The organism is Micromonospora sp. KC721 (assembly GCF_004348355.1).
Classification (GTDB): Bacteria; Actinomycetota; Actinomycetes; order Mycobacteriales; family Micromonosporaceae; genus Micromonospora.
In genome coordinates this window covers 1-9,064 of the sequence record NZ_SMJY01000226.1, presented here as the reverse complement: position 1 = coordinate 9,064, position 9,064 = coordinate 1, and the positions used below count along the sequence as shown (strand labels likewise).

Here is a 9,064-nt window from a genome sequence, read left to right as displayed (position 1 = left end):
GGCCGGAGCCGCCGGCCCGGTCGTCGAGCGGGGAGTCCGCACCGGCGTCGCCGTACGAGGTGTGCGGAGAGTGGTAACCGGTGCCGCCGTCGGACGAGCGGGAGCGCGCCCGGGCCTGCCGGGAGTCGCGGGCCAGCCCGATCCCGACCAGCACGGCGACCAGTCCCAGTGCGAGCACCATCAGCATCGTCGGATCCCCCGTCCACAGGTCAGTGGCTCCGACGACGCTCGCGCCGAGCCCGGCCACGGCCAGCACCAGCCCGAAAGGCACCTGCCATCGCATGGCCGAAGGGTAGGTCGGTGACGCAAACCGGCACCCTGCCGGCGTATCCGTCGACCGGCACGAAGTTACTGGTGGGTACCTGTGTCGCGCGTCGCGTCTCCCGGCGGTGGACGTGACGACGGGCACCGGAAGAGGGCAGGATGGCGGCAGAGACCTATCCCACACACAACCGAGGGAACGCCTGTGGCTACGGAACGCAAGCGCCCGGTGATCACCGCTGGTCTGCCGAGCCAGCTTCCGGACATCGACCCAGAAGAGACCAGCGAATGGGTCGAGTCGCTCGACGGTGTCATCGACGAGCGCGGGACCAAGCGCGCCCGCTACGTCATGCTGCGCCTGCTGGAGCGGGCCCGCGAGCGTCAGGTCGGGGTGCCGTCGCTGACCACCACCGACTACATCAACACCATCCCGCCGGAACGCGAGCCGTGGTTCCCGGGTGACGAGCACGTCGAGCGGCGGATCCGGGCGTACGTCCGGTGGAACGCGGCGATGCTGGTGCACCGGGCGCAGCGCCCGGAGATCGGCGTCGGCGGGCACATCTCCACCTTCGCCAGCTCCGCCTCGCTCTACGAGGTCGGCTTCAACCACTTCTTCCGGGGCAAGAACCACCCGGGCGGCGGCGACCACATCTTCTACCAGGGCCACGCCTCCCCCGGCATGTACGCCCGGGCGTTCCTCGAGGGCCGGCTGACCGAGGACCAGCTCGACGGTTTCCGGCAGGAGCTGTCCCACCCGGCCGGCGGGCTGCCGTCGTACCCGCACCCACGGCTGATGCCGGACTTCTGGGAGTTCCCCACCGTTTCCATGGGGCTGGGCGGCCTGAACGCCATCTACCAGGCGCGGTTCAACCGTTACCTGCAGCACCGGGGCATCAAGGACACCTCCCAGCAGCACGTCTGGGCGTTCCTCGGCGACGGCGAGATGGACGAGCCGGAGACCCTCGGCGCGATCGGGGTGGCGGCCCGCGAGGAGCTGGACAACCTCACCTTCGTGATCAACTGCAACCTACAGCGGCTGGACGGCCCGGTCCGCGGCAACGGCAAGGTCATGCAGGAGCTGGAGGCGTTCTTCCGGGGCGCCGGCTGGAACGTGATCAAGGTGGTCTGGGGCCGCGAGTGGGATCCGCTGCTGGCCGCCGACACCGACGGCGCGCTGGTCAACCTGATGAACACCACGCCCGACGGCGATTACCAGACCTACAAGGCGGAGTCCGGGGCGTACGTGCGGGAGCACTTCTTCGGCCGTGACCCGCGCACCCGCAAGATGGTCGAGGACCTGTCCGACGACGAGATCTGGAACCTCAAGCGGGGCGGCCACGACTACCGCAAGCTCTACGCGGCGTACAAGGCGGCCACCGAGCACACCGGCCAGCCGACGGTCATCCTGGCCAAGACCATCAAGGGTTGGACCCTGGGCTCGCACTTCGAGGGCCGCAACGCCACCCACCAGATGAAGAAGCTGACGCTGGAGGACCTGAAGCTCTTCCGCGACCGGCTCTACCTGGACATCCCGGACAAGGTGCTGGAGGAGAACCCGTACCTTCCGCCGTACCTGAACCCGGGCGAGAAGTCCGACGAGATCGCGTACCTCAAGGAGCGGCGCCAGCAGCTCGGCGGCTACCTGCCGACCCGGCGGACGACCCACAAGTCGCTGGCCGTTCCCGGCTCGGAGCGGTTCTCCGACATCAAGCGCGGCTCGGGCAAGCAGAAGGTGGCCACCACGATGGCCTTCGTCCGCCTGCTCAAGGACCTCATGAAGGACAAGGAGTTCGGCAAGCGCTGGGTGCCGATCATCCCGGACGAGGCCCGTACCTTCGGCCTAGACTCCATCTTCCCGACCGCCAAGATCTACTCGCCGCACGGTCAGCGGTACACCTCGGTCGACCGGGAGCTGTTCCTGTCGTACAAGGAGTCGACCGTCGGGCAGATCCTGCACGAGGGGATCAACGAGGCCGGCTCGGTCGCCTCGTTCACCGCCGCCGGCACCTCGTACGCCACGCACGACGAGCCGATGATCCCGATGTACATCTTCTACTCGATGTTCGGGTTCCAGCGCACCGGCGACGGCTTCTGGGCCGCGGCGGACCAGATGACCCGTGGCTTCGTGCTGGGCGCCACCGCCGGCCGGACCACGCTCAACGGTGAGGGCCTCCAGCACGAGGACGGCCACTCGCTGCTGCTGGCCGCCACCAACCCGGCGGTGGTCGCGTACGACCCGGCGTTCGCGTTCGAGATCGCGCACATCGTGGAGAACGGCCTGCACCGGATGTACGGCGCGGAGCAGGAGAACATCTTCTACTACCTCACCGTGTACAACGAGCCGATCCACCAGCCGGCCGAGCCGGCGCAGGTGGACGTCGAGGGCCTGCTCAAGGGCATCTACCGGTACGCGCCGGCCCCGCAGGTCGACGGCCCGAAGGCCAACATCCTGGCCTCCGGCACGGGCATGCAGTGGGCGCTCAAGGCGCAGCAGTTGCTCGCCCAGGACTGGGGGGTGGCCGCCGACGTCTGGTCGGTGACCTCCTGGACGGAGCTGCGCCGCGACGCCGTGCAGTGCGAGGAGCACAACCTGCTCAATCCGGGCAGCGAGCCGCGGGTGCCGTACGTGCAGCAGAAGCTGGCCGAGGCCGACGGGCCGAAGGTCGCGGTCAGCGACTGGATGCGCGCGGTACCGGACCTGATCGCCCGCTGGGTGCCTGGTGACTACACCTCGCTGGGCACCGACGGGTTCGGCCTGTCGGACACCCGGCACGCGCTGCGCCGGCACTTCCACGTCGACGCCGAGTCGGTCACGGTCGCCACGCTGCGGCAGCTCGCGCTGCGCGGGGCGGTGCCGGCGAACGTGCCGGCCGAGGCGGCCAAGAAGTACGCCATCGACGACGTGAGCGCCGCCCCGGTCGGCGAGACCGGCGGCGACAGCTGATCCACCCCGTACGACGCAGGGGCCCGGCGCGGCGCGCCGGGCCCCTGCTCGTCCGACCAGTACGTGAACTATCTTCACTGTCCATCTTGTCAAGACCGGACAGGGCGTTCACAATCCTCGATAAATGTCGGCGCATTCAGGGTGCCGCGCCATGAGCGCCACGCCCGGGCCGGTGGGCCGATCCGTCGCGCCGGTCCACCAACGGTCGCAGCTCCGACGCTGACCGGCGCGGCGGTGGGGAGGCGACATGCGAGTCGTCCGGATCGGAATCGCCCTGGCGGTCGGCGCACTGACGGTGTCGCTGCTGGGGCCGGGGGCAACCTCGGTGGCACACTCGCCGGACACTCCCGCCGGGCGCGCCTCGGCCCAGGAGTTCATGGCGCAACGCGAGCCGACCCAGCGGCTGGTCGCCGCTGCGGCGGCGACCTGCACCGGTGGCCAGGCGGCCGGCTACCCCTGCCGCAACGTGGACCTGTTGTCGTTCCTGCCACTGGCGGACATCGGCGGCAGTCAGGCCAACGACATCTGGGGTTGGACCGACAGCGCCACCGGCAGGGAGTACGCCCTGGTCGGCCGCCGCAACGGCACCTCGTTCGTGGACATCTCCAACCCGAGCGCGCCAATCTACCTGGGCAACCTGCCCGCGTACCAGAACCGCACGGCGATCTGGCGGGACATCAAGGTCTACAAGAACCACGCGTACGTGGTGGCCGACGTGTCCGGCCACGGCATGCAGGTCTTCGACCTGACCCGGTTGCGGGGCGTCACCGCGCCGCAGACCTGGACGGCGGACGTGCACTACAGCCGGTTCGGCAACTCCCACAACATCGCGGTCAACGAGGAGACCGGGTACGCCTACGCGGTGGGGTCGAACACCTGCTCCGGCGGGCTGCACATGGTCGACGTCCGCAACCCGAAATCGCCCGTGCAGGCCGGCTGCGTCAGCAACGACGGGTACACCCACGACACCCAGTGCGTCGTCTACCGGGGTCCGGACACCGCGTACACCGGCCGGGAGATCTGTGTGAACTCCAACGAGGACACGGTGACCGTGGTGGACGTGACGACCAAGTCGGCGCCGCGCCAGCTCTCCCGGATCGGGTACACCGGCCGGGCGTACACCCACCAGGGGTGGTTCACCGAGAACCAGCGGTACTTCCTGCTCGACGACGAGCTGGACGAGTCCCGGCGTGGGGTGAACACCCAGACGTACATCTGGGATCTGGCCGACCTGGACGCGCCCCGGCACATCGGCACCTACAGCGCGCCCTCCGGAGTCAGGGCCACCGACCACAACCAGTACGTCAAGGGCAACTACAGCTACCAGGCCAACTACCGGGCCGGACTGCGCATCCTGGACCTGCGCGAGGTGGCGGCCGGCCGAGCCACGGAGGCCGGGTTCTTCGACGTCTACCCGTCCAGCGACAGCAGCTCGATGAACGGCGCGTGGAGCGTCTACCCGTACTTCCCGAGCGGGGTCGTCGTGGTCAGCGGCATCGAGCAGGGCCTCTTCGTCCTGCAGCCCCGGTTGCCGTGACCGCGACCAGCGACCGTCCGGTGGCTCCGGCCGACACCGGGATCATGGGGGCGTCCCGCGCGGGGCGCCCCCACCCGGTCGACGGGCGCGGTCCGACCAGGGGGGAGCCGGGCCGGTGGTCCCGGCGGCTGGCCGCCGGGCTGGTGCTCGGGTTGACCCTGGCGCTCGGCTTCGTGGCCGGACGGCTCGACGCCGGGCCGCCCGCCCCGACCCGACCGGCGGCGCCCGCTCCGGCCGCCCACGCCGACCACGCCCCCGGTGGCCTCCAGGTGTCGCAGGACGGCTACACCCTCGCCCTGGAGCCACCCGCGCTGGCCGCCGGCCGCGCCGGCGAGCTGGCCTTCCGGATCGTCGACGCGGCGGGCGCGCCGGTGACCCGGTTCCGGATCACGCACGAGCGGTTGATGCACCTGATTCTGGTCGGGCGGGATCTGACCGGTTACCGGCACGTGCACCCGGAGCTGTCCCCGGACGGGACCTGGCGGGTGCGGTTCACCCCGCAGACGTCCGGCCCGCTGCGCGCGGTCGCCGACTTCTGGCCCGCCGACGCCGACCGGGCGGTCACCCTCGGCGTCGACGTGCCGGTCCCCGGCCGGTACGCGCCCCGGCCGCCGGCCGAGCCGCAGGAGACGATCGTCGTGGACGGCTACACGGTCACCCTTGACGGCGGCCTGCGCCCGGGCGAGTCGAACCAGGTGCTGGTCTGGTTGGGCCGGGACGGCAAGCCGGTTGGGGATCTGCAACCGCACCTGGGTGCCTACGGGCACCTGGTGGCGTTGCGCCACGGCGACCTGGCCTACCTGCACGTGCATCCGGCGGCGGCGAGCCGGCCCGAGTCGGTGGTGGCGTTCGGCGTGACGGTGCCGTCGGCGGGCACCTACCGGCTGTTCTTCGAGTTCCGGCACCGGGACGTGGTGCGGGTCGCGGAGTTCACCGTGACCGCCTGAGCCGGCCGGCGTCGTCGCCGGCCGGCCCGTTCCGGGCAGCAGCCGGCGGTGGTCCGATCGCCTCTGGTGGGGACGCCGGGCCACCGCCGTCGCGGTTGACACCGCGGGAGGCGACCTGCCTCAGCCGACGGCGGCCAGGTCGGTGAGCCGGGCCAGCGACTCCTCCAGGTCGGCGCCGACCCGGCGCAGCCCGAGCCGGAGCAGAGCCGCCTTGACCGGGCCGGCCGGCCACCGTACGACGATGAGTCGGACGACGGTCCCGCCCTCATCCTCGTCGGGAGTGAGCTGGACGTAGATCTCGGTGCGCGCCTCCGCCCGGGCACCGGCGCCCTTCGCCCGTTCCCGCCAGCCGATCAGGGTCGGCTCCTGGAAGGCGATCACCTCTGCCTCGTGCGCCGCGCCGCGCCCGGCCTGGACCAACTGCCGTCGCCCGAAGCCCTCCCCCGAGAGGACCTCCGCCGCACGGACCCCCGCCAGCCAGGCCGGCAACTGCTCGGCCCGCTGTACGACGTCCCAGACCGCTTCCACCGGCGCCATCACGTGCGCACTGCGTTCTACGAGGATCATTTCTGTCTTCCCCCACTGAGGACATCCGCGATATTCCGCACTCTATGCGCAAAATCGGACTTACTGGGACGGGTTTGGCAAAGACACGCCGAATCCCCTTGCATCATCATCGTCGGCGACCTATAGCGCGACGGCGCTTCGCGCCCTAGAGTCCCGAGCAAGATTCACATTCCTCGGGAGGGTTCATGACCACGGCGCCGCTACCCCGGTTTCCCGCCAGCTTCCGCTGGGGAGTCTCCACTTCGGCGTACCAGATCGAGGGCGGCGCCGACGCCGGCGGGCGCGGTCGGTCCATCTGGGACACCTTTGCCCACACCCCCGGCCGGATCATCGACGGCAGCACCGGCGACCGGGCCTGCGACCACTACCACCGGCACGCCGAGGACGTGGCACTGATGGCCGGCCTGGGCATCTCCGCGTACCGGTTCTCCGTCGCCTGGCCCCGGGTGCAGCCCGGCGGCACCGGCGCGGCCAACCCGGCCGGTCTGGACTTCTACGAACGCCTCGTCGACGACCTGCTCGCCGCCGGCATCGACCCGGTCGCCACCCTGTTCCACTGGGACCTCCCACAGCCTCTGGAGGACACCGGCGGCTGGCTCAACCGGGACACCGCCGACCGCTTCGCCGAGTACGCCGACCTGGTCGCCGCCCGCCTCGGCGACCGGGTGAAGCTGTGGATCACGCTCAACGAGCCGTTCATCCACATGAGTCTCGGCTACGGCACGGGAGAGCACGCCCCGGGCCAGACCCTGATCTTCGACGCCTTCCCGGTCGTCCACCACCAACTGCTCGGCCACGGGCTCGCCGTCGCCGCGCTACGCGCACACAGCGCCAGCCCGGTGGCGATCGCCAACAACTACTCACCGGTGGTGCTCTGCGGCGACACCGACGCCGACCGGGCAGCCGCCGCGGCGTACGACGCGCTGCACAACCGACTCTTCACCGACCCACTGCTGGGGCTGGGCTACCCGCCCGGCATCGAGCCGACGGTGGTCCGCGACGGCGACCTCGACGTGATCGCCACCCCGATCGACGTGCTCGGGGTCAACTACTACAACCCCACCGGGATCCGGGCCCCCGAGGAGGGTTCGCCGCTTCCCTTCTCGATGGTGCCGCTGGACGGGTACCCGCGCACCGCCTTCGACTGGCCGGTCGTCCCCGACGGGCTGCGTGACCTGCTCACCGGACTGAAGGAGCGGTACGGCGACGCCCTCCCGCCGATCCAGGTGACCGAGGGCGGCTGCGCCTACGACGACGCGCCGGACGCCGACGGGCGGGTGCACGACCCGGACCGGATCAGCTACCTCGACGGGCACCTGCGCGCCGTCCGCGCGGCGATGGACGCCGGAGTCGACGTCACCGGGTACTTCGTCTGGTCCCTGCTGGACAACTGGGAGTGGGCGGAGGGTTTTACCAAGCGCTTCGGGCTGGTGCACGTCGACTTCGACACCCTGGCCCGCACGCCCAAGTCCTCGTACGCGTGGTACCGCGACCTCATCGCGGACAACCGGGACCGGCCGTGACCACCGTCGACCCGACACCCGCCTCGCTGCCGGCGGCGCTGGCCGAACCGCACGTCCCGGTCCGCCGCAACTGGATCGCGCTCGTCTTCGCCGCCAACCTCGGCGTCTGGATGGCCTTCTTCACCCCGATCCAGGTGCTGCTGCCGCAGCAGGTGGAGCGCATCGCCCCGGCCGACAAGGAGGCCATGCTGGCTGTGGTGACCGGCATCGGCGCGCTCGCCGCGGTGCTCGCCAACCCGCTCGCGGGGGCGTTGTCCGACCGTACCTGCCTGCGGCTGGGCGGCCGCGAGTTCGGCCGGCGGCACGTCTGGACCGCCGGGGGCGCGGTGCTCGGCGCGCTCGCCCTGCTGCTCCTGGCCCAGCAGCGGACGATCGCCGGGGTGGCGCTGGGTTGGGTGGCCGCCCAGGTCTGCTTCAACGCGATGCTGGCCAGCCTGACCGCGGCCATCCCCGATCGGGTACCGGTCACCCAGCGCGGCGGCGTCTCCGGCTGGGTCGGCATCCCCCAGGCCCTCGGCCTGGTGGTCGGCGCGGTGCTGGTCACCGCGGTGGTCACCGGCAACGCCGCCGGGTACGCCGCGATCGCGGTCGCGGTGCTGGTGCTGACGCTGCCGTTCACCCTGTTCACCGACGACGACCCGCTGCCGCGGGCACACCGGCCGCCGCTGCGGGTGCGGACCCTGCTCGCCTCGCTGTGGATCAGTCCCCGCCGCCACCCCGACTTCGCCTGGGCCTGGATCACCCGGTTCCTGGTCCAGATCGGCAACGCCCTCGGCACGCTGTACCTGCTGTACTTCCTCACCGACGGGGTGCGCCACCCCGACCCCGAGGGCGCGCTGCTGGCCCTGATCCTGCTCTACACCCTCGGGATGATCCTCACCGCCGTGGTGGCCGGGATGCTCTCGGACCGGTCCGGGCGACGCAAGATCTACGTGATCGTCTCCGGGTTGGTGATGGCGGTGGCCGCGCTGATGCTCGCGATCGCCCCGATCTGGCCGGTGGCGATCGCGGCCGCCCTGCTGCTCGGTGCGGGCTACGGCATCTACCTGTCGGTGGACGCGGCGCTGATCACGGAGGTGCTGCCCCGGGCCACCGACCGGGCCAAGGACCTCGGTGTGATCAACATCGCGAACTCGGCTCCGCAGGTACTCGGTCCGGCGATATCCGCCCCGATCGTGGTGCACCTGGGCGGCTACCCGGCGCTCTATGCGGTCACCGCGGCGGTCACCGTCTTGGGCAGCGCCCTGGTCCTCAAGATCCGCACCGTACGCTGACCCGCCCGCCC

Annotated in this window: 7 protein-coding genes; 5 read left to right on the top strand and 2 right to left on the bottom strand. The window is 71.1% G+C overall.

What is annotated here, in order from left to right; all coding sequences use genetic code 11:
* Positions 1-283: hypothetical protein (locus E1182_RS26685; RefSeq protein WP_207921527.1), on the bottom strand; the 283-nt coding region annotated here is incomplete at its 3' end.
* A gap of 183 nt (positions 284-466) precedes the next feature.
* On the opposite strand from E1182_RS26685, the gene aceE reads away from it, so the two are divergent.
* The 3 genes from aceE (at position 467) to E1182_RS26670 (ending at position 5,689) form a co-directional block, all read left to right on the top strand.
* The gene (aceE, locus tag E1182_RS26680) at positions 467-3,205 is read left to right on the top strand and encodes a pyruvate dehydrogenase (acetyl-transferring), homodimeric type (protein WP_132270336.1); all 2,739 of its coding nucleotides are present in this window, start codon (positions 467-469) and stop codon (positions 3,203-3,205) included.
* A 247-nt stretch (positions 3,206-3,452) separates the two neighbouring features.
* Positions 3,453-4,742 carry a choice-of-anchor B family protein gene (locus E1182_RS26675; RefSeq protein WP_132270333.1) on the top strand — a complete coding sequence of 430 codons (1,290 nt, stop codon included), beginning with the start codon at positions 3,453-3,455 and terminating at the stop codon, positions 4,740-4,742.
* Positions 4,739-5,689 (top strand): hypothetical protein, encoded by a 951-nt coding sequence (locus tag E1182_RS26670; RefSeq protein WP_243706433.1) that lies wholly within the window; start codon positions 4,739-4,741, stop codon positions 5,687-5,689. Before E1182_RS26675 ends, E1182_RS26670 begins: the two co-directional genes overlap by 4 nt.
* A 120-nt stretch (positions 5,690-5,809) precedes the next feature.
* Here the strand turns inward: E1182_RS26670 and E1182_RS26665 are convergent, their stop codons facing one another.
* On the bottom strand, positions 5,810-6,256 hold the full coding sequence (locus tag E1182_RS26665; RefSeq protein WP_132270330.1) for an SRPBCC family protein: 447 nt from the start codon (positions 6,254-6,256) through the stop codon (positions 5,810-5,812).
* A gap of 185 nt (positions 6,257-6,441) precedes the next feature.
* Here E1182_RS26665 and E1182_RS26660 point away from each other — a divergent pair, with 185 nt between their 5' ends.
* A complete protein-coding gene (locus E1182_RS26660) occupies positions 6,442-7,779 on the top strand; it encodes a GH1 family beta-glucosidase (protein WP_132270327.1) in 1,338 nt (445 codons plus the stop codon).
* The gene (locus tag E1182_RS26655) at positions 7,776-9,053 is read left to right on the top strand and encodes an MFS transporter (protein ID WP_132270325.1); all 1,278 of its coding nucleotides are present in this window, start codon (positions 7,776-7,778) and stop codon (positions 9,051-9,053) included. The genes E1182_RS26660 and E1182_RS26655 overlap by 4 nt, the downstream gene beginning before the upstream one ends.
* The last annotated feature ends 11 nt before the right edge of the window (positions 9,054-9,064 follow it).